General features: G+C 69.2%; 20 protein-coding genes. 9 read left to right on the plus strand and 11 right to left on the minus strand.

Translation table 11 applies throughout. From position 1 onward, the window contains the following. The first annotated feature begins 5 nt into the window (after positions 1-5). Positions 6-131: a cytochrome bd-I oxidase subunit CydX gene (gene cydX, locus H6900_00115; GenBank protein ID MCC0071669.1), complete on the plus strand. Its 126-nt coding sequence runs from the start codon at positions 6-8 to the stop codon at positions 129-131. 111 nt (positions 132-242) lie between these two features. Then, positions 243-866, plus strand: a complete 624-nt coding sequence (locus H6900_00120) for a TetR/AcrR family transcriptional regulator (GenBank protein MCC0071670.1) — start codon at positions 243-245, stop codon at positions 864-866. Here H6900_00120 and H6900_00125 read toward each other — a convergent pair. After that, positions 854-1,825 carry a LysR family transcriptional regulator gene (locus H6900_00125; protein MCC0071671.1) on the minus strand — a complete coding sequence of 324 codons (972 nt, stop codon included), beginning with the start codon at positions 1,823-1,825 and terminating at the stop codon, positions 854-856. The genes H6900_00120 and H6900_00125 overlap by 13 nt on opposite strands. A gap of 229 nt (positions 1,826-2,054) precedes the next feature. Here H6900_00125 and H6900_00130 point away from each other — a divergent pair, with 229 nt between their 5' ends. Next, the gene (locus H6900_00130) at positions 2,055-3,377 is read left to right on the plus strand and encodes an aminotransferase class I/II-fold pyridoxal phosphate-dependent enzyme (GenBank protein MCC0071672.1); all 1,323 of its coding nucleotides are present in this window, start codon (positions 2,055-2,057) and stop codon (positions 3,375-3,377) included. 27 nt (positions 3,378-3,404) lie between these two features. Here H6900_00130 and H6900_00135 read toward each other — a convergent pair whose 3' ends face one another. Continuing rightward, entirely contained in the window at positions 3,405-5,441 is a 2,037-nt protein-coding gene (locus tag H6900_00135) for an AsmA family protein (protein MCC0071673.1), read from the minus strand. 141 nt (positions 5,442-5,582) lie between these two features. On the opposite strand from H6900_00135, the gene H6900_00140 reads away from it, so the two are divergent. The 4 genes from H6900_00140 to H6900_00155 all read left to right on the plus strand — a co-directional run bounded on the left by H6900_00140 (position 5,583) and on the right by H6900_00155 (position 9,805). After that, on the plus strand, positions 5,583-6,236 hold the full coding sequence (locus tag H6900_00140) for a 1-acyl-sn-glycerol-3-phosphate acyltransferase (protein ID MCC0071674.1): 654 nt from the start codon (positions 5,583-5,585) through the stop codon (positions 6,234-6,236). Beyond that, positions 6,233-7,174 (plus strand): phosphatidate cytidylyltransferase, encoded by a 942-nt coding sequence (locus H6900_00145; GenBank protein MCC0071675.1) that lies wholly within the window; start codon positions 6,233-6,235, stop codon positions 7,172-7,174. The genes H6900_00140 and H6900_00145 overlap by 4 nt, the downstream gene beginning before the upstream one ends. A 71-nt stretch (positions 7,175-7,245) precedes the next feature. Beyond that, a complete protein-coding gene (locus H6900_00150) occupies positions 7,246-8,043 on the plus strand; it encodes a crotonase/enoyl-CoA hydratase family protein (protein ID MCC0071676.1) in 798 nt (265 codons plus the stop codon). Positions 8,044-8,191: 148 nt separating this feature from the next. Continuing rightward, positions 8,192-9,805 (plus strand): FMN-binding glutamate synthase family protein, encoded by a 1,614-nt coding sequence (locus tag H6900_00155; GenBank protein MCC0071677.1) that lies wholly within the window; start codon positions 8,192-8,194, stop codon positions 9,803-9,805. A gap of 270 nt (positions 9,806-10,075) precedes the next feature. Here the strand turns inward: H6900_00155 and murA are convergent, their stop codons facing one another. From murA to H6900_00175, 4 genes are all read right to left on the minus strand, one after another. Beyond that, the gene (murA, locus tag H6900_00160; protein MCC0071678.1) at positions 10,076-11,386 is read right to left on the minus strand and encodes a UDP-N-acetylglucosamine 1-carboxyvinyltransferase; all 1,311 of its coding nucleotides are present in this window, start codon (positions 11,384-11,386) and stop codon (positions 10,076-10,078) included. A 72-nt stretch (positions 11,387-11,458) separates the two neighbouring features. After that, complete coding sequence (gene hisH, locus H6900_00165; protein ID MCC0071679.1) at positions 11,459-12,097, minus strand: imidazole glycerol phosphate synthase subunit HisH; 639 nt, start codon at positions 12,095-12,097, stop codon at positions 11,459-11,461. A gap of 3 nt (positions 12,098-12,100) precedes the next feature. Beyond that, positions 12,101-12,688: an imidazoleglycerol-phosphate dehydratase HisB gene (hisB, locus tag H6900_00170; GenBank protein MCC0071680.1), complete on the minus strand. Its 588-nt coding sequence runs from the start codon at positions 12,686-12,688 to the stop codon at positions 12,101-12,103. 53 nt (positions 12,689-12,741) lie between these two features. After that, the gene (locus tag H6900_00175) at positions 12,742-13,035 is read right to left on the minus strand and encodes a DUF1330 domain-containing protein (protein ID MCC0071681.1); all 294 of its coding nucleotides are present in this window, start codon (positions 13,033-13,035) and stop codon (positions 12,742-12,744) included. Positions 13,036-13,164: 129 nt separating this feature from the next. Between H6900_00175 and H6900_00180 the strand changes: the two genes are divergently transcribed. Then, positions 13,165-14,016 carry an alpha/beta hydrolase gene (locus H6900_00180; GenBank protein MCC0071682.1) on the plus strand — a complete coding sequence of 284 codons (852 nt, stop codon included), beginning with the start codon at positions 13,165-13,167 and terminating at the stop codon, positions 14,014-14,016. 10 nt (positions 14,017-14,026) lie between these two features. Here H6900_00180 and rimO read toward each other — a convergent pair whose 3' ends face one another. The 3 genes from rimO to H6900_00195 form a co-directional block, all read right to left on the minus strand. Next, on the minus strand, positions 14,027-15,412 hold the full coding sequence (gene rimO / locus H6900_00185) for a 30S ribosomal protein S12 methylthiotransferase RimO (protein ID MCC0071683.1): 1,386 nt from the start codon (positions 15,410-15,412) through the stop codon (positions 14,027-14,029). A 208-nt stretch (positions 15,413-15,620) separates the two neighbouring features. Next, positions 15,621-19,064, minus strand: a complete 3,444-nt coding sequence (locus H6900_00190; GenBank protein ID MCC0071684.1) for a Hint domain-containing protein — start codon at positions 19,062-19,064, stop codon at positions 15,621-15,623. 153 nt (positions 19,065-19,217) lie between these two features. Next, complete coding sequence (locus H6900_00195; protein ID MCC0071685.1) at positions 19,218-20,126, minus strand: LysR family transcriptional regulator; 909 nt, start codon at positions 20,124-20,126, stop codon at positions 19,218-19,220. Between the two features lie 144 nt (positions 20,127-20,270). Here H6900_00195 and guaD point away from each other — a divergent pair, with 144 nt between their 5' ends. Continuing rightward, positions 20,271-21,569 carry a guanine deaminase gene (gene guaD / locus H6900_00200; protein ID MCC0071686.1) on the plus strand — a complete coding sequence of 433 codons (1,299 nt, stop codon included), beginning with the start codon at positions 20,271-20,273 and terminating at the stop codon, positions 21,567-21,569. Between the two features lie 15 nt (positions 21,570-21,584). Here the strand turns inward: guaD and H6900_00205 are convergent, their stop codons facing one another. Continuing rightward, positions 21,585-22,370 carry a rhomboid family intramembrane serine protease gene (locus tag H6900_00205; protein MCC0071687.1) on the minus strand — a complete coding sequence of 262 codons (786 nt, stop codon included), beginning with the start codon at positions 22,368-22,370 and terminating at the stop codon, positions 21,585-21,587. Between the two features lie 32 nt (positions 22,371-22,402). After that, positions 22,403-25,840, minus strand: a complete 3,438-nt coding sequence (gene putA, locus H6900_00210; GenBank protein ID MCC0071688.1) for a bifunctional proline dehydrogenase/L-glutamate gamma-semialdehyde dehydrogenase PutA — start codon at positions 25,838-25,840, stop codon at positions 22,403-22,405. Between the last annotated feature and the right edge of the window lie 94 nt (positions 25,841-25,934).

The following is a 25,934-nucleotide window of genomic DNA, read 5'->3' on the forward strand; positions in this document are numbered from 1 at the left end:
TTGAGATGTGGTATTTCGCCTGGATGCTGGGACTGCCGCTGGCGGCGATTCTGGCGGTTCTGAACGCGATGTGGCTGGAACTGCGCGAGGATGCGCGCATCGTGCGCGAGGCCGAGGCCGAGGGGCACTGACCCCGGCCCGCCGATCGCCCCGGGGCGTGCATGGCTTGTGCCGCGCCCCGGGGCCGCCTAAGCTGCACCCGATGCCCTTTCGGAGGCCCCGATGCAGCCCGACTCCGCCTGATGCCCAGCGCCGCCCGCAAGCCCCGCAGCCCCGGCCGCACCACCCGCGACGATTGGTTGCGCGCCGCCCTGTCGGTGCTGATCCAGGAGGGCGTGGACAGCGTCAAGGTGCTGACCCTGGCCGAGCGCCTGGACTGCGCGCGATCCAGCTTCTACTGGTTTTTCAAGGATCGCGCCGAACTACTGGACGCGCTTCTGGATCACTGGCAAAGCACCAACACCCGCGCGCTGATCGCTGCGACGGAATTGCCCTCGGCCTCGATCACCGAGGCATTGGCACTGCTCTATCGCAGCTGGATCAATCAGGACGGCTTCGACACGCAGCTCGATTTCGCGATCCGCGACTGGGCGCGCCGTTCGGACGCGGTGCGCGCGGTGCTGCTGTCTTCGGACAATGCCCGGATCGCCGCCATCGCCGGAATGTTCCGCCGCTTTGGCTATGCCCCGGCCGAGGCCGACGTGCGCGGCCGCATGGTCTATTTCACCCAGATCGGCTATGCCACCATCGACCAGCGCGAGGGCTGGGAGGTCCGCAACGCGCGCGGTGAGACCTATCTCTATTGCATGACCGGCCAGCGCCCCTCGGCGGGGGAACTGGCGATCCTCATGGTTCACGCCGTCTGAAGCCAGGCCGCCACCCGCGCCGCCGCGCTGTCGCGGACCAGCGGCCGCAGCCGGAACAGGCGCAGCGCGCGCGGGCTGGGCACCGCCGGCATCAGGGGGGCGACCAGGGTGCCCGCCGCCAGATGGCGCCGCAACAAGGCGCTGTGCCCCATCAACACGCCCGCGCCCGCCACCGCCTCGTCCACCGCCAGCGCATAGAGCGAATGCGCGACGCCGCGCGGCGCGGGGCGGCCCGGCGTGGCAACGCCCGCCCAGGCCCGCCAGTCGCCCGACCAGACGGCATCGGTCAGGATCGGCACCCCCGCCAGATCCGCCGCCGTGCGCAGCCGCGCCGCCAGCGCGGGCGCACAGACCGGGACCAGCGCGTCCGGCTCCAGCACCGCGCCGCCGGTTTCGGCAAAGAACACCGCCAGATCATAGGGCGCGCGCTTGGCCTCGGGCGGGCGTTCCAGCGCTGTCACCGATACGCTGACCCCCAGCGCCGCGCGCAGGGCCGGCAGGCGCGGCGCCAGCCAGAGCTGCGCCACCGCCGGCAGCGCGGCGATGCGCACCGGCGCGGCGCCCAGCGTGGCCATGAGCGGGGCAAAGCCTTGCAACGCATCGCCCAGCGCCGGCAGCACGGCCGCGGCCTCGGGCGTTGGGGTGACGCCGCGGCTGTGGCGGTCGAACAACGCGCGCCCTGACCAGTCTTCGACCCGGCGGACCTGCTGCGCCACCGCGCCCGGGCTGACCCCCAGCGCCCCGGCGGCGGCGGTGAACCCCCCGTGGCGCAGCGCGGCCTCGAACGGGGCCAGGGCCCCCAGTGGCGGGTCGCTGCCCAGCGGGGCCAGCGCGCGGGCCAACCGCGCAAGGGCGGGCACCAGTCCCTCGGCCAGCGCCTCGGCCTCGGGCGTGGGGGTGACGCCCTGGGCGCCGGGGTGAAACAGCGCAACGCCCAAGGCGGCCTCGAGTGCGCGCATCTTTACCCGCACCGCCCCCGCCGTCACGCCCTGCGACTGGGCCGCCGCCGCATAGCCGCCCCGTTGCACGACCGCGACCAGCGTGGCCAGATGGGCCAGCGGCGGCAGTCGGGGCGGGGGCGGGGCAAGGGACATGCGCAGACTCATATTTCCTGGGCCTCAGGCAACAGAAAAAGGGATTTGCGCTCAAGCCCCCGCGCGCCGCATTCTGGGGAAAAGGAGACCCGCCATGCCCCATCTCACCGCCCGCCCCTGGGTGCCCGCCGCCTGTGAGGCCCGCGTCCAGACGATCGCCGCCGAAACGGCGCGCGCCGACGATTCCGCGGTCGATGCCCGCATCGAATCGCTGATCGCGCGCAATCAGCAAATCCACGAGCGCGACAATTTCAACCTGAACCCGGCGACCAACGTGATGAACCCCCGCGCCGAGGCCGCGCTGGCCAGGGGCCTCGGTTCTCGCCCCTCGCTGGGCTATCCGGGCGACAAATACGAGATGGGCCTGCAAGCCATCGAAGAGATCGAGGTCATCGCCGCCGAACTCGCGGCCGAGGTCTTCGATGCCACGCACGCCGAGATCCGCGTGCCCTCGGGGGCGCTGGCCAACCTGTATGGGTTCATGGCGCTGGCCAAACCGGGCGACGCGATCATCGCGCCGCCGGCTTCGATCGGCGGGCATGTGACCCACCACGCCGACGGCTGCGCCGGACTATACGGCCTGGTCACGCATCCCGCCCCGGTGAACGCCGACGGCTACACGGTCGATCTGGAGGCGCTGCGCGCGCTGGCCCTGCGCGTGCGGCCCAAGGTCATCACCGTCGGCGGCAGCCTGAACCTGTTTGCGCATCCCGTGGCCGATGTCCGCGCCATCGCCGACGAGGTGGGCGCCAAGGTTCTCTTCGATGCGGCCCATCAATGCGGGATCATCGCCGGCAAGGCCTGGGCCAACCCGTTGGCCGAGGGCGCCGACCTGATGACCATGAGCACCTACAAATCGCTGGGCGGACCGGCGGGCGGGCTGATTGTGACCCGCGATGCCGCCATCGCCGAGCGACTGGACAGGATCGCCTTTCCGGGCATGACGGCGAATTTCGACGCGGCGAAATCGGCGGCGCTGGCGATCTCGCTGCTGGATTGGCGGGCCTTTGGGCCGGCCTATGCCCGGGCCATGATCGACACCGCGCAGGCGTTCGCACAGGCGCTGTCCGACGCCGGCCTTCCGGTGTTCGGCGCCGAGCGGGGCTTTACCACCTCGCACCAGTTCGCGGTCGAAGCGGCCGGGTTCGGCGGCGGGCAGGCGGCGTCGCGGACGCTGGAGGCGGCGGGTTTCCTGGCCTGCGGCATCGGCCTGCCCATCGCGCCGGTGGCGGGCGATCTGAACGGGCTCAGGATCGGCACGCCGGAACTGGTGCGCTGGGGCGTGACGGTCGCGGACATCCCCGAGATCGCCGCGCTTGTGGCCGAGGCCCTCAGATCCAACGACCCGGCCAGCGTCGCCCCGCGCACGCGGGCGCTGCGCGCGCGCTTCGACCGGCTGCACTATATCCGCGCCTGAGGGCGCACGCGAACGGGGCGCGCGCGCTCAGTTGCCGGCGGCCGGGGCCTCGGCCTGACCGCCGCCACCGCCCAGAAGCCGCAGCAACCCCTCGCGGGCGCGATCCTCGACGCCCTGGCGCAGCGCGTCCTCAGCCGACTGGCCCTCTTGCTGGGTCACGCCCAGTTGTTGCTGCACCGCGTCCTGCACCCGGGCGCGGGCCTGGTCTTCCAGCCGCTGCGCTTCTTCCTCGGCGCGGGCGCGCAGGCGGTCCTGTTCTTCGCGCAGACGCTGTTCGGCCAACCCTTCCAGGTCCAGCCGGAAGCGCGGCTCGGACCACGGGCCGGTGATCAGCAGGGGCACGCGCAGCGCCTCGCCGGTGTCGGCGTTGCGCATCGCCTCGGGCGTGACGCGATAATCCAGCGTCTGGTTGCCCAGATCGACCGTGCCCTGCCCGCGCACCGCCAGCAGACTGGCCTCGAGCGCCAGGTCCTGGTTGGTCAGCACGCCGCCGTTCATGGTGAAACTGGCGCCGATGCTGTCATAGATCGTCGAATTGCCGGCGCCGATGGCCGACGGATCCAGATTGCGCAACATGCTGGACAGATCGAAGCCCAGGATCTCGCCCCGGCCGAAGCGGATCTGCCCCTGCCCTTCCAGGCTGCGCATGATCGCATCCACGGAATTGCCGACCCCCAGGAACCGCAGATTGGCCGAGGCCGTGCCGCTGAGCCGCTCGAACCCCAGCGACTGGCGCAGCGCCGAAAGCAGGCTCACCCCTTGCAGGCTGAGGTTGCCGCCCACCGACAGCCCGTTGCGGTTGTTTGCCACCAGTTCGCCCGAGCCCGTGCCGTCGAACCCGCGCAGTTCCGAAATCGTCAGGACGCCGCGCGACCGCTCGATCGTCAGGCTGCCGCGCAGGCTGTCCAGGGTGCCGTAGCCGGTGTTCACCGGGCCCAGCGTCAGGCCGATCTGCGCGTCCGCGATCCCGAGCGCCGAGGCGTCGATACGATTGGTCGGCCAGCCCGCGCCCGCCGCCGCCGCGCCGCCGCCGTTGCTCGTGCCGTTGCCCGAGGTGAACCCCGACAGGTCCAGGCTGTCGGCGCTGATCGTGCCCGAGACCTGCGGCCGGGGTCCGTCAAAGGTGGTGTCCAGCGCCAGCGCCAGGCGGTTCACGCCGACCCCCAACGCGCCGTCGCGCAGATGGATGCTGCCAGCCGGCGCCAGGGTGAACTGCCCCGCCAGCGAGAGCGGGCGCGCGGCGTCGGGCAGGACCTCGGCCCCGCCGGCCCCCGCAAGCGCCAGCAAAGGCGCCAATTGGCGGATGTCCAGCGCAATACGCCCCTCGGCCGCGACCGGCTGCACCCCCATGCGCCCGTCAAAGGTTCCCTGCGCACCCGAGGCCTCGATCGCCGCGGTGACCGGCACGACCTGCCCCGCCAGCAATTGCTCGACCGAGCCCAGGGTCGCGCGCACCGTCGCTTGCTGGCCGTTGTTCGCCACATTCAGCGTGAGCGTCGCGGCACCGCCAGCCTCGGGCATGGACAGGTCCAGCGTGACCCCCTGCACGGTCACATCCGTGCCCGCCTGGTGGTCGATGAACCTGAGGCTTGCGCCCTCGATCTGCGCGCGATCCAGCGAGATCGGCGGCAGGACCCCCGCGCCGCTGTCGCTGACCGTCGTGTCCTGCGTGGCGCCCAGCCCCGAGAACACCCAGTTCCCCTGTCCGTTCGCGTCCCGCTCCAGCACGATCTGCGGATTGCGGGCCTCGAACCGGCGCACAACGACCGAACCGCCCCACAGCGCCGACAGATCGACCCCCAGATCGACCGAATCCGCCACCAGCATCGGCCCGCCTTGCGCGCCGGGCGCGTTGGCCAGTGTCACGCCCTCGACCCGGGCGCCCAGCACCGGCCAGAAGGTGGGCGTGACGCCGCCCGCGATGGTCAGCTGGCGGCCGGTCGCGGCCTCGAACTGGCGGGCGGCCAGTTGTGCGATGCGATCGGCCGGCAACAGGAACAAGGCGCCGACCGCCAGCGCGATCAGCACGACAACCAGCCCGAGCAGCCTGAAAATCCAACGCATACGCACCTCCAACGCCGAAACCCCGGTCATGATACCATCGCGCGAGTCGTGCACAAGGCGCGCCACCCTCACGCTTGCGTGGATCGGCGGCGCGCTGCAAAGACGCTAGGCAGACCGCGCGCGCCGTCGCATGATGCGCGCATGTCGTGGTCCGCGCCTCTTCGTCGCTTCGCGGCCCGGGTTACCGGGCAAGGTCTGGTGCTGTTCGCCCGGGCCATCACCGCGGTGCACGCCGAATGGCGCGGCGTCGGCCCCGCGCCGCGACAGCGGGTCTATTTCGCCAACCATGTGTCGAACGCCGACATGCCGATGATCTGGTCCGTCCTGCCGCATGCCCTGCGCCTGCGCACCCGGCCGGTCGCGGCGGCGGACTATTGGCTGACCAGCGGCCTGCGCCGCTTTGCTGGGGCCGAGGTGTTCCGCGCGGTTCTGATCGACCGTCGCCCCGAGGCCCGGACCGAGGACCCGATGGCCGCGATCCTGACCGCGCTGGAAGCCGGCGATTCGCTGATCCTGTTTCCCGAGGGGTTGCGCAACCAGGGGCCCGAACCGCTGAAACCCTTCAAGGCCGGGCTTCACAACATCGCCGTGGCGCGGCCCGACGTCGAACTGGTGCCGACCTGGATCGCCAACCTGAACGCGGTCATGCCCAAGGGCGAGGTGATCCCGCTGCCGCTGATGTGCAGCGTCATCTTTGGCGAACCCGTCGCGCTGCGCCCGGACGAAGACCGCGGCGCCTTTCTGACGCGCGCCGCCGCCGCCCTGCTGGCATTGCGCCCCGAGGACCCGGCATGAGCCCGCTCACCCGCGATATCGCCCTTCTGGCGCTGGCCGTGTCGCTGCTGTTGCTGGCGCTCACCGTTCTGGGCGAACGGATGCGCGCCCGTCGCGCCGCGCCCGATCCCGCGATCGAGGTGTTCATGGCGCGGGTGGACAGCTGGTGGGCGATGGTGATCCTGTTCACGCTGGCGATGTTGGCGGGGCGGTGGGCGGTGATCTTGCTGTTCGCGACAGCCTCGTTCGCGGCGCTGCGCGAATTCTACACCTATTCGTCGCGCACACGGGCCGATCACCTGACCCTGGCGCTGGCCTTCTACATCCTGCTGCCCGCGCAATTCCTGCTGGTGTTCTTCGACCTTCAACGCACCTTCACCGTGTTCATCCCGGTCTATGTGTTCCTGCTGCTGCCCTTCGTCTCGGTGCTCAGGGGTTCGACCGAGCGGTTCCTTGCGCGGGTGTCGGAAACCCAATGGGGGCTGATGATCGCGGTCTTCTGTCTCAGCCACATCCCGGCGCTGATGTGGCTGGAACTGCCCGGCAGCACGGGGCGCGGGTTGCTGCTGATCGCCTTTCTGGTGCTGGTGGTGCAGACCGGGGACCTGGCCGATTTCTACCTGGGCCGGCGCACCGGGCGCCACCGCATCGTGCCCGGACTGTCCGCCAAGACCTGGGAAGGCGCCGCCTGGGGGGTGGCGGCGGCCGCACTGATGGGGCTGGCGCTGTCGTGGCTCACGCCCTTCGGCCCGCTGGCGGCGGCGGGCCTGGCGGCGATCGCCTCGGCCGCGGGGCAAGCCGGCAGCCTGGTGCTGCGCGCGATAAAGCGCGACCGCGGGCTCAGGGACTGGTCGCACTTGATCCCCGGCCAGGGCGGGTTCCTGGACCAGCTCGACAGCGTGATCTTCGCCGCGCCCGCCTTTTTCCACCTGACCCGGCTGTGGTGGTTCACGACCTGAGTGCCGCGACGTTCCGCTTGCCGTCGCGCGGCCCCTGCGTCAGCCTGCCCGGATCAGGCAAAGGGGACACCATGACCGACACCCGCGTGACGATCACCATCGAGAACGGCGTGGCCGAGGTCACCTTGAACCGCGCCGACAAGATGAACGCCTGGGACGAGGCGATGTTCACCCAGATCGCCGCGGCAGGCGAGCGGCTGATCGACGAACCCGACCTGCGCGCGGTGGTGCTGACCGGCGCCGGGCGCGCGTTCAGCGCGGGCATCGACACGGCGATGCTGGCCGGGTTCGCCGGCAATCTCGATGCGCTGCGGTCCGAGATCGTCACCCCGCCGCCCGGCCAGCCCGCGAACCGTTTTCAGCGGCCCTGCACCGTCTGGGCCGATCTGCCGGTGCCGGTGATCGCGGCGCTGCACGGGGTGACCTATGGCGCGGGGATGCAACTGGCGTTGGGCGCCGACCTCCGCATCGCGGCGCCGGACACGCAGCTTTCCATCATGGAAATGCGCTGGGGCCTGATCCCCGACATGGGGCTGACGAAACTGCTGCCGGGGCTGATGCGCGCCGACCAGGCGCTGGAGCTGATCCTTTCGGCCCGCGTGGTGGCCGCGCCCGAGGCCCAGGCGCTGGGTCTGGTGACCCGCCTGGCCGAACATCCGCTCGAGGCCGCGCGCGCCCTCGCCCGCGACATCGCCGCCCGCTCGCCCGAGGCCGCGCGCGGCGCCAAGGCGCTGGTGCGCGCCGCCTGGCCCGGCGATGATTCCGCGCTCGCGCTCGAGGCGCGCCTCCAGGCCGCGATCATCGGTTCGCCCAACCAGATCGAGGCGGTGATGGCCGGGATGCAGAAACGTCCGCCGCAATTCCGCTGACCCGGAATTCAGGGTGGCCACACCGGCGCGCTCTGGCTAGGGTTCCGGCAGTGCCCCGACGCGCCCGGCGGTCTTCACCGTTTCGCAATACCCGCGGAACAGACTGCCGGCGACGCACCACAAACGGGGCGCCGAACGGGGAGTTGTCATGTTTTCGCGCCTGCTGCGCTTTTCCACCTTGATCGCCTGCGTCGTGCTGGCGCTGGCCTCGGCCGTGGCGCTGACCTGGTCCGGCGCCTTCTGGTTGCCTCTGGCGATTTTCGGCGCCCTGGCGGCGCTGGGGATCTACGACATGCTGCAAACCCGGCACGCGATCTTGCGCAACTATCCGATCCTGGGCCACCTGCGCTATTTCTTCGAAATGATCCGGCCCGAGATCCGCCAGTATCTCCTCGAAAGCGATTTCGACGAGGAACCCTTCTCGCGCGAAGCGCGCAACATCGTCTACCAGCGGTCCAAGAATGTCGAGGACAAGCGCCCCTTCGGCACCAAGGTCAGCGTCTACGACGGCGGCTATCAATGGCTCACCCACTCGATCCGCCCGCGCAAGATCGAGAATTCGGATTTCCGCGTGCGGATCGGCGGGCCCGACTGCAAACACCCCTACGATCTGTCGCTTTACAACATCTCGGCCATGTCCTTTGGCGCGCTGTCCGCCAACGCGATCTCGGCGCTCAATCGCGGCGCCAGGATCGGCGGATTCGCCCATGACACGGGCGAGGGGGGGATCTCGCGCTATCACCGCGCGGGCGGCGGCGACCTGATCTACGAGATCGGCACCGGGTATTTCGGCTGCCGCACCCCCGACGGACAGTTCGACCCCGACCTGTTCCGCCAGGTCGCGGCCGACCCCCAGGTCAAGATGATCGAGATCAAGCTGAGCCAGGGCGCGAAACCGGGACAGGGCGGCATCCTGCCCGCCGCCAAGATCACCCCCGAAATCGCCGAGGCGCGCGGCGTGCCCATGGGGGTCGATTGCCATTCGCCCGACGGGCATTCGGCCTTTTCCACCCCGGTCGAACTGATGCAATTCATCGCACGGCTGCGCGAATTGTCGGATGGCAAGCCCGTGGGCTTCAAACTGTGCATCGGCCACAGGCGCGAATTCATGTGCATGGTCAAGGCGATGCTGAAAACCGGCATCACCCCCGATTTCATCGTCGTCGATGGCAAGGAAGGCGGCACCGGCGCCGCGCCGCTGGAATTCGCCAACCACATGGGAATGCCGCTGGTCGATGGATTGACGTTTGCCCATAACGCACTGCGCGGCGCCAGTCTGCGCGACCGGGTGAAGATCGGCGCCTCGGGCAAGCTGGTCACCGCCTTCGACATCGCCAAGGCGCTGGCCCTGGGGGCCGACTGGGCCAACTCGGCGCGCGGCTTCATGTTCTCGATCGGCTGCATCCAGGCGCAATCGTGCCACACCAACCACTGCCCGACCGGCGTCGCCACCCAGGACAAAAGCCGCCAGCGCGCACTGGTGGTCCCCGACAAGGCCCAGCGCGTCGCCAATTTCCACCGCAACACGCTGAAGGCGCTGGGCGACATGACGGGGGCGGCGGGGCTGACCCACCCGTCGGGGTTCCTGCCCTGGCACCTGATGATGCGCGAGAACGAGCGCGAGATGGTCACCGGCGAGGATGTCTATCCCTACATGCCCGACGGTTTCCTGCTGCGCGAGGACGACGAGCGGTTCGGCTACATGAAGCGCTGGCGCCGTGCCAGCGCGGACAGTTTCGAACCCTTCGACGAAGGCGTCTGAGCCCTCCGTTCCCCTCGGCTGGCCCACGCCGCCGTCGAGGGGATGCCTATGGGGCACGACCACCGGTGGCCCCCCGACCCAGGCCCTGATGCGCCGCGCCCGCCCTTCTTTGTGCCACAAATATCCTGGGGGGTGAGGCCGTCAGGCCGAGGGGGGCAAGGCCCCCCTGCCCCGTCCCGCAAACCCCGCCCGCGCCGCCGGGGTGTCGCGCGACGGCGGCCTGGCGCGGGTGGCAAGCGTCGCGCGGCTGCCGACTGGTATCGGCCGGTATCAGGCGCGGGGCGGCACGCGGGTGATCTTCGCGCCCATCGCGTTCAGCCGCTCGTCGATGCGTTCATAGCCGCGCTCGATCTGCTGCGCGTTGTTGATGGTCGAGGTCCCCTCGGCGCACATCGCGGCGATCAGCATCGCCATGCCGGCGCGGATATCGGGGCTTTCCAGCCGCGCCCCGCGCATCGACGACGGGCCCGCGACGATCGCGCGGTGCGGGTCGCACAGCACGATCCGCGCCCCCATCGCGATCAGCTTGTCGACAAAGAACATCCGGCTTTCGAACATCTTTTCGAACATCATCACCACGCCTTCGCATTGCGTCGCGGTGACGATGGCAATCGACATCGTGTCGGCGGGGAACGCGGGCCAGGGCTGGTCCGAGATCGTCGGGATATGGCCGCCGAAATCGGCCTGCACGCGCATTTCCTGTCCCGCCGGGATGAACAGGTCGTCGCCCCGCACCTCGCAGCGGATGCCCAGCCGGCCGAACCCCATCAGGGTCGATCGCAGATGCTCGACGCCCGCGTTGCGGATCGTGATCTCGGATTTTGTAACCGCCGCCAGGCCTATCAGCGAGCCGACCTCGATGTGATCGGGGCCGATGCGGTGCGTGCAGCCGCTGAGCGGCGCGCCGCCGCGAATCGTCATCGTGTTGGTGCCGATGCCCTCGATCGTGGCGCCCATCGCCATCAGGAAGCGCGCCAGATCCTGCACATGCGGCTCCGAGGCGCAGTTGCGCAGGATCGTCACCCCCTCGGCGCAGACGGCGGCGCACAAGGCGTTCTCGGTCGCGGTGACCGAGGGTTCATCCAGGAACACGTCGGCGCCGCGCAGGCGCGCGGCCTTGAACCGGTAATGCCCGTTCACGCTGATCTCGGCGCCGAGTTGTTCGAGCGCCAGGAAATGCGTATCGACCCGGCGCCGGCCGATGACATCGCCGCCCGGAGGGGGCAGCACCACTTCGCCACAGCGCGCCAGCATCGGCCCGGCCAACAGGATCGACGCCCGCACGCGCGCGCAAAGATCGGGGTCCAGATCGGCGGGGCGCAACCGGGCGGCGCGGATTTCCAGCGCGTTGCGGTCCAGCCAGCGGGCCTCGGCGCCGACGGACTGGATCAGTTCGACCAGGACCTCGATGTCGCGGATCCGCGGCACATTGGTCAGCGTGACCGTCTGGTCAGTCAGCAGCGCCGCCGCGACAATGGGCAGCGCCGCGTTCTTGTTGCCCGACGGTTCGATCGTGCCCGAAAGCCGATGCCCGCCCTCGACGATATACTGGATGCGTTCGTGCGGTTGCGCCTGCGCCATGCGTTGTCCCTCTGCCCATTGAGCGAGAGCTAGCAAAACTCTGCCCTCACGAAAACCGACAATCCCGTGCGTTCAGGGCCGCCACGCCAGGAAATTCGCGATCAGGCGGAGTCCCGCCGCCTGGCTCTTTTCCGGGTGGAACTGGGTCCCCAGAATGTTGTCCCGCCCGACGATGGCCGTAACCGGCCCGCCGTAATCGACATGCGCCAGCAGATGCGCCGGGTCCGACACCTGAAAGCGGTAGGAATGCACGAAATAGGCGTGATCGCCCGTCGCCAGCCCGGCCAGAACCGGATGCGGGCGGTCCAGCACCATGTCGTTCCAGCCCATGTGCGGCACCTTCAACGCCGGGTCGGCGGGGGTGATGCGCACCACGTCACCGCCGATCCAGTCCAGGCCCGGGGTATCGGTGTATTCGTGACCGGCGGTCGCCAGCAACTGCATCCCGACGCAGATGCCCAGGAAGGGCCGGCCGCGGTCGATCACGGCCTCGGTCAGGGCCTGGGTCATGCCGGGCACCGCATCGAGTTCGCGCCGGCAGGCCGGAAACGCGCCATCCCCGGGCAGCACGATTCGGTCGGCCCTCAGGACGTCCTCGGGCCGGTTGGTGACCAGCACGCGGCCGCCGCCGGTTTCGCTGGCCATGCGTTCAAAGGCCTTCTGCGCCGAATGCAGATTGCCGCTTTCGTAATCCACCAGAACCGTCAACATGATTTACAGCGTGCCCTTGGTCGAGGGCACGGCGTCGGCCTTGCGCGGGTCGATCGCGCAGGCGTCGCGCAAGGCGCGCGCGGCGGCCTTGAACGCGGCCTCGGCGATGTGGTGGCTGTTCACGCCGTGCACCTGGTCCAGGTGCAGCGTGATGCCGCCATGCGTGCTGAAGGCCTGGAAGAACTCGCGCACCAGCTCGCTGTCGAAGGTGCCGATCTTCTGCGTCGGCAGGCTGACGTTCCACACCAGGAACGGCCGGCCCGACAGGTCCAGGGCGCAGCGCACCTGCGCATCGTCCATCGGCAGCGCGCATTCGCCATACCGGCGGATGCCGCGCTTGTCGCCCAGCGCCTGGGCCAGCGCCTGGCCCAGGGCGATGCCCGTATCCTCGACCGTGTGGTGGTCGTCGATATGCAGGTCGCCGTCGGCGCGCACAGTCAGGTCGAACAGCGCGTGCCGGGCCAGCTGGTCCAGCATGTGGTCAAAGAAACCGACCCCGGTCTGGTTGTCATAGCGGCCCGAGCCGTCGACATCGAGCGTGACGGATATCTCGGTCTCGCTGGTCTTGCGGGTGATGGTGGCGCTGCGCATGGGCTTATCCGTCGCTGGAACGGCGCCGGTATAGGCCGGGGCGGCGCGCTTGACTAGCCCTCATACCCTTCGACGATGACCATGTCCGCGCTCGAGATCGGCTCGCGGATCGCCTTGGCCGCCTGATATTCGGGCGAGTGGAAGCAGGCCAGCGCGGTTTCCATGTCCTTGAACTCGATCACCACGGTGCGGGCGCGGCAGTCGCCCTCCATCAGTTGCTGCGGCGCGCCCCGGATCAGGAACCGGGCGCCGTATTTTTCAAAGGCGACCGCGTTGGCCTCGCGGTAGCGGCCATAGATTTCGGCGTCCTCGACATCGACATGGGCGACCCAATAGGCTTTCGGCATCCGCGTTCCTCCGTTTTGGCCAAGGTGGACGCGGCCATCGTCGGGTGCAAGCCTGAACTGCGGCCCGCGGCCGGGGGCCACCGCGTCCCACGTTGACAAGCCCGGGGGATCGGCGCGAGGGTCAGGACCATGTCCGCGCTCCATCTGCACACCTGGGGGCCGCCCGATGCCCCGCCGCTTCTGATGCTGCACGGCTTTCCCGAATACGGGGGCGCCTGGGCCGAGGTCGCGGCGCAGCTGCCCGGCTATCGCTGCATCGCCCCCGACCAGCGCGGCTACGGGCAAAGCCCCGCCCCGCCCGCGGTCGATGCCTATCGCATCGGCGCGCTGACCGGCGACATCGCCACGCTGATCGAGGGCCTGGGTGCCCCGGTGCCCGTGGTGGCGCACGACTGGGGCGCGGCGGTGGCCTATGCGCTGGCGATCCGGCGGCCCGAACTGATCTCGGCGCTGATCGTGGTGAACGGGGTGCATCCCGGGCCCTTCCAGCGCGAGCTGGCGCGCGGCGGCGCGCAATCCCGGGCGTCGGCCTATATCGACTATCTGCGCGACCCCGGCGCCGAGGATCGCCTGTCGGCCGACGGTTTCGCCGGGCTGCAACGGCTGTTCGCGGCCAAGATGGACATGCGCTGGCTGTCCGGCGCGGTGCTGGATCGCTATCGCGCCGAATGGTCCCGTCCGGGGCGGCTGACGGGCATGCTGAACTGGTATCGCGCGACGCCCCTGCGGGTGGCCAGGCCTGACCAGCCGCTGGACCTGCCCCTGCTGCCCGCCGCCGCCGGACGCATCGCGATGCCGCATCTGGTGATCTGGGGCGAGGATGACGCGGCGCTGCTGCCGGTCTCTCTGGATGGGCTGGACACCTGGTGCACCGACCTGACGATCCGCCGCCTGGCCGGCGCCGATCACTGGATCTGTCACCAGAAACCGGCCGATGTGGCGGCGCTCATCACCGAATATCTGACATTTCGCGGGCTCTGAGCCCTGTCACTTATTCGACGATCCGCCCCCAGAGATCATAGTCCGAGGCCTCGTCCACCAGGACCTTTACGATGTCGCCCGGGTTCAACGCCGCGAACCCCTCGTCGATGAACAGGTTGCCGTCGATCTCGGGGGCATCGGCCTGGGTGCGGCAGGTCGCGCCCTCGTCATCGACCGTGTCCACGATCACCGGCAAGACGCGCCCCACCTTGGCCGCCAGCTTCGCCTCGCTGATCGCCTGGGCTTTCGCCATGAACCGGTCCCAGCGGTCCTGCTTCACGTCGTCGGGCACATGGTCGGGCAGATCGTTCGAACGCGCGCCCTTCACATTCTCGTACTGGAAGCACCCCACCCGGTCGAGCTGCGCCTCGTCCAGCCAGTCCAGCAGGGTCTGGAACTCGGCCTCGGTCTCGCCCGGATAGCCGACAATGAAGGTCGAGCGCAGTGTGATCTCGGGGCAATCGGCGCGCCAGCGGGCGATCTCGTCCAGCGTCTTCGCCGCCGCCGCCGGGCGTGCCATGCGTTTCAGCGTGTCGGGATGCGCGTGCTGGAAGGGGATGTCCAGATACGGCAGCACCAACCCCTCTGCCATCAGCGGAATCAGGTCGCGCACATGCGGATAGGGATAGACATAATGCAACCGAACCCAGGCGCCCAGGCTGCCAAGATCACGCGCCAGATCGGTGATATGGGCCCGGTGCCCGCGCTCCTCGGCGTGTTTCAGATCGACGCCATAGGCCGAGGTGTCCTGCGAGATCACCAGAAGCTCGCGCACCCCGGCCTCGACCAGCTTCTCGGCCTCTCGCAGCACGGCGTGGGCCGGGCGGCTGACCAGGCGGCCGCGCATGTCGGGGATGATGCAGAATTTGCAGTGGTGGTTGCAGCCCTCCGAGATCTTCAGATAGCTGAAATGCCGGGGCGTCAGCTTGACGCCAGCGGGCGGCAGCAGGTCGATGAACGGGTCCGGTGCGGGCGGCACCGCGTCATGCACGGCGTCCAGCACCTGCTCGTATTGATGCGGGCCCGTCACCGCCAGAACCTTGGGATGCGCGCCGGTGATATACGCCGGCTCGGCGCCCAGGCAGCCGGTGACGATCACCCGCCCGTTCTCGCGCAGCGCCTCGCCGATCGCCTCCAGGCTCTCGGCCTTGGCACTGTCCAGAAAGCCGCAGGTGTTGACGATCACCGCATCGGCGCCGCGATAGTCGGGGCTGATCGCATAGCCCTCGGCCCTGAGGCGCGTCAGGATCCGCTCGCTGTCCACCAGCGCCTTGGGACAGCCCAGACTGACCATGCCCACCGTCGGCTGGCGGTCGCGTCCCGCGGGGCGGGGCGCATCCTGGATCAGCGCACGCGGCGCCAGGTCGGGGCGGAGATTGGGCGGGTTCTGGCTCATGCGCTGCCTATACGCCGCCCGCGCCGCCGCGAAAAGAGCCCACACCGCGCCCCTTCTTTGTGCCGGAAATATCCTCGGGGGTTCCAAGGGGGTGGAAAACCCCCTTGGCCCGCAGCCGACACGGGCGGGCGGTCCCGGAACCGCGCGGCGCCAACGCCATGGGCCGCCCCTGACGGGACGGCCCCTCGTTGCGGCGACCGGGACGCGATCAGGCCGCGAACAGCACCTTCGCCTCGGCCCCCGACAGCACCGGGCGCGCCGCGGCAAAGCCCTGGCGGCCGGCCTCGGTGCCCAGCGCCGGGAACAGGCCCAGCAACTCCTCGCGGGTCGCCGCGTCCAGCGCGTTCAGCACCGCCTCGGCCGGCTGGAAGCTTTCGCTCCAGGCGCCCTCGGCGCGGATGATCTCGTGCGAGTCGCACATCACGTGGATGTAGCTGACCGGCCCGACCGCGTCCTGCTGCACGCCCGGCAGGCCCAGCAGATCGGCGGCCGCCACCAGCACCTCGCGCTCGCCGAACATCAGCTCGGCGCGGGCGCCGGTGATCAGCATCCGGTGGCGCGGCGAGACGACGAGGTCGCGCTCGGGCAGGCCGCGGCCCAGCGCCCCGGCGGCGATCCGCACCGGCGCCACCGCCGGGCAGCGGGCGACCTCGGCCGCGCTGAGATCGCGCCGTCCGGTCCAGGCCAGCGGCTGGTAGCCGTTGTCGCGGGTCAGCACCCGGTCACCCGGTTGCAGGTCCTCGACCGCCACGAGGCCGCGCATCGTGTCGATCCGCATTCCCGGCGTAAAGCACAGGATTTCCTCGAAATTCTCAAAATACATCCGGCTGCCGTCGGGGAAATCGACATAGCCCGACTTGGTCGTCGCACCCGGGAAACCGGTGCCGGTATAGGGCGTTTCCGAGGTCACCGTGACCACCGGCGCGGGATCGCCTGGCGCGCCCACCGGCAGGTCCAGCGTGTCGAACCCGTCCGAACCGTTCACCGTCCCCGTGGTCGAGGTCAGAACCTGCACCGTGTCGTCGCCCGAGCCGAGGTCCAGGTTCTCGATCTCGACGAAGTCGATGGTCGCGCTGCCATCGCTGATCGTGCCCGTCTCGTCGCCGGAATAGGTCACGTTGACGCCGGTGTTCAGCGAGGTCCCGTCGATGGTGTCGCCGACCACTTCGCCCGCTTCGCCGCCGATGATCTGGTCGTTGCCGAAGCCGTCAAAGATCTGGAAGGTGTCGTCGCCGGACCCGCCATAGGCGGTATCATCGCCGCCATCCAGCACCAGCGTGTCGTTGCCGAAGTTGGGTTCGGGCGTGTCGGTCGAGGCCCAGCCACCGGTATCGCCAAAGACGTCGTCGCCATAGAGCAGGTCGTTGCCGGTGCCGCCTGTCAGCAGGTCGTCGCCGCCGCCGCCGATCAGCTTGTCGTCGCCGTCGTTGCCGTAGAGCGTGTCGTTGCCCAGGTCGCCCCAGATCGAATCGTTGTCCGCCCCGCCCGAGGCCAGATCGTTGCCGTCGCCGGCAAAGATCCAGTCCTGACCGGCGCCGCCGTCGATCGTGTCGTCGCCCGTGCCGCCATAAACGGTGTCGTCGCCGCCGTTGGCCATGATGACGTTGCCGCTGTTGTCGATCTGGTCGCCATCGGCATCGACATAGCCGCCGTTCATCGTCTCGCCGGTATCGGTGCCATCGACGACGCCGTCAGGCGTCGCGGCCGGGGCGGGCACCCCCATGGCGGTCAGCACTGCCGGGGTCACGCCGACGGGATCGACCCCCATCAGCAGGATCGATTCGCCGTTGGGGAAGGACAGCAGCGTGTTGCCCAGGCCGTCGCCGCTCACGCTGACGTCGCTGGCATCCACCGGCGCGCCGCCGGCGTCGGTCAGGCCCGACAGGTCCAGCAGATCGACCGGCGTATAGGTGCCGTCGCCGTTGTCGATGGGCATGTCGAAGCCGGTCACGGTATCATTCCCGTCGCCGTCGCCCATCACCAGCACGTCGTTGCCGTCGCCCAGCGGACCCAGGGTGATGGAGTCGTTGCCGGCCCCGCCCTGCACGGTATCGCTGCCGGTGCCGGCGTCGATCGCGTCGTCGCCCGAGCCCCCGAGGATCGAATCGTCGCCGGCGCCGCTCGACAACTGGATGCCGGTGGTGGTGGCCGAGGCATCGACGGTGTCGTTGCCCGATCCCAGGTTGACCCGTTCGATCTCGTAGAATTCGGTATACCCGGTCGCGCCGATGTTGGCGGTGCCTGTCTCGTCGCCGGTAAAGGTCATCGAGATGTTGCCGGTGGCGGTTCCGGCATCCAGGCTGTCGGTGTCGCCGCCTTCGTCGCCACCGATGATCTTGTCCTGATAGGTGCCGTCGTCCAGGATGAACGTGTCGTTCCCGAGACCGCCGTCGATGTTGTTGACACCGTCGCCGCCGTCGATGGTGTCGTCACCACCGTTGCCGTAGATGGTGTCGTTGCCATCGGTGATCTGGTCGCCGTCGCCGTCGGTAAAGCCGACGCCCATGATCTGGCCCGCATCGGCGCCATCGACCAGACCGTTTCCGGCTGCGCCCCCTTGAACCAGAACCGCCCTTTCCAGAACCGAGGGGGTCAGCTGCGCCGGCGTGATCGACTTCAAGGTGATCGTTTCGCCATTCGGAAAATTGATGACCGCGTTGCCACCGACATCGGCCGTCACCGTCAGGTCGGAAATCTGGACCGGCATCCCCGACGAATTGACCATGCCGCGCGCATCGATCACGTCCACCGAGGCGATGGCATTGCCAAAGCTGTCAACGAGGGGCAGTTCGAACCCCCCGATGGAGTCGTTGCCGCCCCCGTTGTCCATGATATAGCTGTCCTGGCCACCCGCCGCCAGGTTGACCACGTCGTCGCCCAGGCCGCCGGTGATCGTGTCCGATCCGGCGCCGCTGTAGATAACGTCGTTCCCGGCGCCCGCGTCGATCATGTCATTGCCGCCCCCGGCGTCGATGACGTCGTCGCCGCTGGTGATCTGATCGCCGTTGGTGTCGGTATAGCCGACGCCCATCGTGTCGTTCGTTTCGGTGCCGTTGACGACGCCATCGGGCACAGGCGTGGCCGCGGACGCCGCAAAGATATCCACGTTGTCATAGTTGGAGGGGCTGGTCGCGTAGGTTCGCGTGGTGCCCGCGCCGTCCTCGTTCTGGCCCAGCTTGATCGACAGCTTGTTCGGGTCGAGTTCGGTCACGCCCAGCGTCGAGGCCAGGTTGCTCAGCGCGGCGTCATCGAACAGCACCATATAGGTGCCGTCGGTGAACAGCGCGACCTGCACGTTGGCCATGGTATCCACGGGATATTGGACGCCGTCATAGGTGATCGTGTTGGGCGCCCCGCCTTCGCTGTCGCCAAAGTTGACGAATTCATCGACGGTTTTCGTCATGCCGCCAAACGTGAATTCCGAACCGGTGTTCGAGTTCCCGATGGCGCCTCCGAACGTGGATTCATCGGTGTCGGCGTCTTCCATCCAGCCGTTGACGTTGGTCGTGGCGGAAATGCTGCTGATGAAATTCGTTCCGTCAACGGACGACCCCTCGAGCGCGTTCAGCGCCGTCGAGGCGGAATCCTCCTGGCTCGCGGAGGGGTCCGCGACGATGACGGTATCGACAAACCAACCAAAAATCGTTGCCATTTCTACACTCCAACACCTGTTAAGCCCACGGATCGGGGTTATGAGTGCTGTTAGACAGCCGGTTTCGGGCGCAATTGCGGCAAGAAGGGGAAACATTTGGGATTTCGAAACCGATTGTTTCGAAATTCGTATGGGCGACCCGGGGTCAGGGGCTCAGGCGCGCTCCATCGCCCCGCGGCAATGGCGCACCATGAAATCCAGGAAGCGCTGGATCTTGGGGTCTTGCAATTTGCGATGCGGATAGAGACAGCCGAAAACGGCCGGCTGGGGCGGGGTGGCGGGCAGGACCTCGATCAGCGCGCCCGATTCGAGGTGGCGCGCGATCTCGAACCGGGGCTTCATCGCGATGCCCCGCCCGTCCAGCGCCCAGTCCAGCAGGACATCGTGGGTATCGGCGTCGAACCGGCCGGCAACCTCCAGCTTCTGGGGACCGTCGGGGGTATCCAGGACCCAGAAATATTCGGGCGAGCGCGGAAAGCGCAGCAACAGGCAGTTGTGCCCCTGATCCAGCAGGTCCTGCGGCTGCCGGGGCACGCCGTGGCGGGCCAGGTAATCGGGCGCGGCGCACAGCAGCCGGGGACAATCGGCGATCTTGCGCATCTTCAGCGTGGAATCGCCGGGCATGCCCAGGAAAAAGGCCACGTCCTGCTCGTCCTCGAACAGATCCACGCGGCGATCGGACAGCCGCAGGCGAATGTCCACCTCGGGGAACAGATCGCAAAAACGCGGTACCAGGGGGGCTATGATCCGCTGCCCCGCACCCAGTGGCGCGGTCACCCGGATGGTGCCGCGCGGACGGCCCTCGAACCCGGCGAGCGAGGCTTCGGCATCCTCGAGCGCGGCGACAACGCTGCGGGCGTGTTCGTAGAACACGCGCCCGGCCTCGGTCGGGACCAGTTTGCGCGTGGTGCGGTTCAACAACCGCGTGCCCAGCTTGGTCTCCAGTTCCTTGATCCGCTTCGAGGCCACCGCCGGCGTCAGGCGCTGGTCGCGCCCGCCCGAGGTGATCGACCCCAGTTCGACCACGCGCACGAAGACCTTGATACTTTCCAGGTAGGGCATCGGACCTCCAACGATCCGTTGACAATACAACAGGTTTTGGGCCCGATTTTCAACGCCTTCTTAAAACAGTCAAACGAATTCACCGGTTGCGCGATCCGGCGGGGCGGCTAACCTGCCGCGCCAACCGGGTTGAGGGCCGAAATCATGACCGAACGATTGCTGCGTGGGCGCGTGTTGAGCTTCCGGCGCGAACCTGCCGGGCCGGGCGACCTGCAAGCCCTGCACTGGCACGAGGATGGCGCGGTGCATCTGCGCGACGGGCACATCGTGGCGATGGGCGATTTTGACACGCTGGCGGCCGCGGCCCCGACCGTGCCCGTCACCGACCACCGCCCGCATCTGATCACGGCCGGCTTCATCGACGCGCATCTGCACTTTCCCCAGGGCCAGATCGTCGCCTCGTGGGGGGCGCAATTGCTGGACTGGCTGAACGACTACACCTTTCCCGCCGAGACCCGCTTTGCCGATCCCGACCACGCCGCGCGGATGGCCGGGGCCTTTTTCGACCTGCTCTTGCGCAATGGCACGACGACGGCCTCGGCCTTCTGTTCGGTGCACCCCGCGTCGGTCAACGCCTATTTCACCGAGGCCGAGCGCCGCGGCCTCAGGATGCTGGGCGGCAAGGTGCTGATGGATCGCAACGCCCCCGAGGACCTGCGCGATACGCCCCAGACCGCCTATGACGACAGCGCCGGGCTGATCGCGCGCTGGCACGGGCGCGGGCGCGCGCTCTATGCAATCTCGCCGCGCTTTGCCATCACCTCGACCCCGGCGCAGATGGCGGCCGCGCAGGCGCTGATCGCCGCGCATCCCGACTGTCACGTGCAGACCCATCTCAGCGAGAACCGCGCCGAGATCGCCCTGGCCTGTTCCCTGTTCCCCGAGGCCGACGGCTATCTGGACATTTATGCCCGCTACGGGATGCTGGGGCCAAAGGCGCTGCTGGGCCATGCCATTCACCTCAGCGACCGCGAACGCGCGGTGATCGCGGAAACCGGCGCGCATCCGGTGCATTGCCCCACCTCGAACCTGTTCCTTGGATCGGGGCTGTTCGACGAGGCGGCGTTGAAGACCGCCGGGGCGACCAGCGGCATCGCGACGGACATTGGCGCCGGAATGAGCTGGTCCATGCTGCGCACCGGCGGCGCGGCCTATGCGATCGCGCAGTTGCAGGGCCGCGCGCTGGACCCGCTGCGGGCCTTCTGGTGGATCACCCGCGGCAACGCCGAGGTTCTGGGCCTGGTTGACCGGATCGGCACGCTGGACCCGGGGACCGAGGCCGACCTGGTCGTGCTCGACAGTCGGGCCACGCCCGACCTGGCGTTGCGGATGGAGGCCGCGCGCGATCTCAAGGACGAGCTTTTCGCGCTGCTCATTCTGGGCGACGACCGCGCGGTGGTCGAAACCTATGCCGCGGGCGTGCCGGTCAAGCCCCGCGACTGACCCGCGCGCAGCGCCCTAGCGCCGCGAGGCGCCGTCGCGGCGGAACAGCCCGCTGGGTTGCGGCGGCGGCAAGCTCGAGCCGCGCCGACGCACGACCGGGATCTCGACCTTTGCCGTCGGGTGCGGCGGACGCCCGCCATAGCGTCGCCAGAAGGTGCGCGCACCCCGCATCCGCCACAGGCGGACGCTGAACGCGATGCCGGCCAGAAACCCGCCGACATGGGCCCAAAAGGCCACCGCCCCGCCCGCGGGCGCCGACAGCCCGCCCAGCACCTGCAACAGGAACCACAACCCCAGCAAACCCCAGGCCGGCACCGGCACGGCCCTGAGGCCGACGACGTAATAGAACAGCAAGTCCACCTTGGCGCGGGGGAACATCAGCACATAGCCCCCCATGACCCCCGCCACCGCACCCGAGGCCCCGGCCACCGGCACCGGGCTGAACGGCGCCGACACGAATTGCAGGAAAAACGCGACCAGCCCCGTCACCAGGTAGAACCCCAGAAAGCGCAGGTGCCCCATCTCGGCCTCGAGGTTGTCGCCAAAGATGCGCAGGAACAGCATGTTCAACGCCAGGTGCAACCAGCCGCCATGCACGAACATCGCGGTGAAGATCGTGACCAGCCCCTGCCCCGCGCTTAGCCGGCTGGGAACCATGCCCCACTGCCGAAAGACCGCGTTCACCGACTCGTCGGTGCCCAGTGGCCAATAGGACAGGAACACCGCGACGTTGATGACAATCAACCCCCATGTCACATAGGGCGTCAGGCCAGAGGGGTTGCGGTCGCGTATAGGTAGCATGGCAGGACCCTTCCGCGATCCGCGGCGGTCCGTCAAGCACTCGTTGCGGCAACAAGCAGTTGCGCGTTCCCTCCCGATGCCGTGGTGTCGATGCACAGGTGGCGCTCGGTCACGGCGTGGGCGGCGTCGGGCATGGCGGTTATCAGGGGCACGATGGGCCCCGCCCGCCGCGCCAGGGCCGTCACCAGGCGGCGCCCGGTGACCTTGTCGCCCCACCACAGCGCCCCGGACAGGCCCGGCGCGGTTTCCAGCCAGTCGTCCGGCACCGCGCCACCCGCAAGAACCGCCACGCCACCGGCGGCACGGATGGCAGCGGCCTGGGCGGCCTCGGCCCCGGGTCCCGGCCCCAGGCACAGCACCGGGCCGCGCGGATGCAGGCTCAAGCGGTTCGATTCCCCGGTCGGACCGGGCAGGTCGTGGGTCGCCGTCGCCGCCTCGGGCACGGGGTCGCGCAGGGTCCGCGCCAGCGCGGTCAGATCGGCCGGCGCCCGGTCGCCGGGTTCGGCCGGGATCGTGGCGAGGATGGGCGCGGGCCGGGCCAGCCGTGCGACATACTGCGGCCCGCCCGCCTTTGGCCCGGTGCCCGAAAGCCCCTCGCCGCCAAAGGGCTGCGAGCCGACGACCGCGCCGATCTGGTTGCGGTTGACATAGAGGTTGCCGACGCGCAGCGCCTCGACCACCTCTTGCACGCGATTGTCGATGCGGGTGTGCAGGCCAAAGGTCAGCCCGTAGCCGCGCGCGTTCACCGCTGACAGCACTTTTGGCAGATCGCGGCCCTTGAAGCGGGCGACGTGCAGCACCGGGCCGAAGATCTCGCGCGGAAGATCCTCGATCCCGCCGACCTCGATCACCACGGGGGCGACGAAATACCCCTGGGTGGGGGCGCGCAATTCGTGCAGCACGCGGCCGGCACGGCGCGCATCGGCCACATAGGCGCGGATCTCGCGCGCGGCGTCGGCGTCGATCACCGGCCCCACGTCGGTGGCCAGCGCCCAGGGATCGCCCAGCGTCAGTGCGTCCATCGCGCCGGTGAGCATCGCCAGGACGCCGGGGGCGACGTCGTCCTGGACGTAGAGACACCGCAGCGCCGAACACCGCTGACCCGCCGACTGAAAGGCGCTGGCGATCACGTCGCGCACCGCCTGCTCGGGCAGGGCGGTGGAATCGACCACCATCGCGTTCAACCCGCCGGTTTCCGCGATCAGCGGCGCGCCCGGGTCCAGATGCGCGGCCATCGCGCGGCGGATCACCTGCGCGGTTTCGGTCGAACCGGTGAAGACCACGCCATCCACCCGCACATCCGCCGTCAGCGCGGCGCCCACCTCGGCCCCGTCGCCGGGCAGCAGTTGCAGCGCGCTGGCCGGCACGCCGGCCTTCCGCAGAAGATCCACCGCCAGACTGGCGATGAGGGGGGTCTGTTCGGCGGGTTTGGCCAGAACGGCGTTGCCCGCCGCCAGCGCGCCGGCGATCTGGCCCGTGAAGATCGCCAGCGGAAAATTCCACGGGCTGATGCAGACGATCCGCCCGCGCGGCGCCGTCTCGGGGGTGATCCGCGCGGCGTAGTAGCGCAGGAAATCCACCGCCTCGCGCAATTCGCCCACGCAATCGGGCAGGCCCTTTCCGGCCTCGCGCGCCAGCAGCGCAAAGATGGGGCCGAATTCGGCCTCGTAAAGATCGGCGGCGGCGTTCAGGATGCGGGCGCGCTCGGTGGGCGGGGCGTCCCAGACGCGGGCGGCGTCCAGCGCCGCATCCACGTCGGCGCGGCTGGCCTGCGTGACATGGCCGACGGTTTCGCCCGCGCGGGCCGGGTTGCCGACCGCGACCACCGCCCCGCCCCGGGCCGCCACCGCCAGACGCGGGCCGCCCGTGAAGGTCGCCTGCGCATGGGGGGCGCGCGCGGCCTCGATCATGGCCAGATCCGGCGCGGCGGTCAGATCCCAGCCCTGTGAATTCGCACGCTCAGGCGCGAACAGCGCGGGCCCGGTGGTCAGCGCGTGCGGGCGGTGACGGCTTTGGGGATCGGCGGCGACGACCTCGGGCGGGACCCTGTCATCGACGATCTGGTTCACAAAGGACGAATTCGCGCCGTTTTCGAGCAGGCGCCGCACCAGATAGGCCAGAAGATCGCGGTGCGCGCCGACCGGGGCATAGATGCGGCAGCGGGTCCTTTCCGCCTCGAGCACGAGGTCATGCAGCCGCTCGCCCATGCCGTGCAGGCGCTGGAATTCGAACGCATCGCGCGGCAGGCCCTGCGCCATCTCCAGCACGGCGCCAACGGTATGGGCGTTGTGCGTGGCGAATTGCGGATAGAGCCGGTCGGTCAGGCCCAGCAGCTTGCGCGCGTTGGCGATATACGAGATGTCGGTTGCGGTTTTCGCGGTGAACACGGGAAATCCGGGCAGCCCCAGCACCTGCGCGCGCTTGATCTCGGCGTCCCAGTAGGCGCCCTTGACCAGCCGCACCATCAGCTTGCGGTCCAGGCGCGCGGCCTCGGCGTGCAGCCAGTCGATCATCGCACCGGCGCGCGCCCCATAGGCCTGCACGACCACGCCGAAACCGTCCCAGCCATCCAGCGCGGGGTCGGCCAGAACGGCGGCGATCACGTCGCGCGACAGGGCCAGCCGGTCCTGTTCCTCGGCGTCGATGTTGAAGCCCATACCGCGCTTTGCCGCCATCCGCGCCAGCCGGGTAACCCGCGGCACAAGGTCCGCCATGACGCGGGCGCGCTGGCTTTCCTCGTAGCGGGGGTGCAGCGCCGACAGCTTGACCGAGATTCCCGGGTTGGCCTTGATGTCCTGCCCCTTGCAGCCCTTGCCGATGGCCTCGATCGCGGCGGCATAGGCGGCCTGATAGCGGAGCGCATCCTCGTCGGTGCGCGCCGCCTCGCCTAGCATGTCATAGGAATAGGCGTAGCCGCGGGCCTCCATCGCGGCGCCGCGTTTCATCGCCGCGTCGATGGTTTCGCCCAGCACGAACTGGCGGCCCATTTCCTTCATCGCGCGGCCCACCGCGGTGCGGATCATCGGTTCGCCCAGACGCTTGACCGCGGCGCGCAAATGGCCGGCGACGCCGGGCTCGCGCGCGTCGTCCAGCACACGGCCCGTCAGCATCAGGGCCCAGGTCGAGGCATTGACCAGCGACGAGGCCGAGTGCCCCAGGTGCCGGCCCCAGTCCGACGGCGCGATCTTGTCCTCGATCAGGGCATCCATGGTGCCTGCGTCGGGGACCCTGAGCAGCGCCTCGGCCAGGCACATCAGGGCAATCCCCTCGTCGGTGGACAGACCGTATTCGGCCAGAAACACCTCCATCAGGCCGGGGCGCGCGCCCGTGCGAATGTCGCGCACCAGCGCCGCGGCGCGGCCGGTGATGCGCGCGCGCGCGGCGGCGTCCAGAGCGGCGGCATCGGCCAGCGCGGCGACCAGCGCCTCTTCGTCACGCGGCAGGGCAATCAGCAGGGGATCGGTTTGCATGGAGGCACCCAAGGGGTTACATATGTTCCCCTGAATACCGCGAACAGAGCCCGCCTTCTTCCCGATTACCCCGCCAACCAAGGCGAAATTCCCG

Source organism: Rhodobacter sp. (assembly GCA_020637515.1).
In the GTDB taxonomy this organism is placed as follows: Bacteria; Pseudomonadota; Alphaproteobacteria; order Rhodobacterales; family Rhodobacteraceae; genus Pararhodobacter.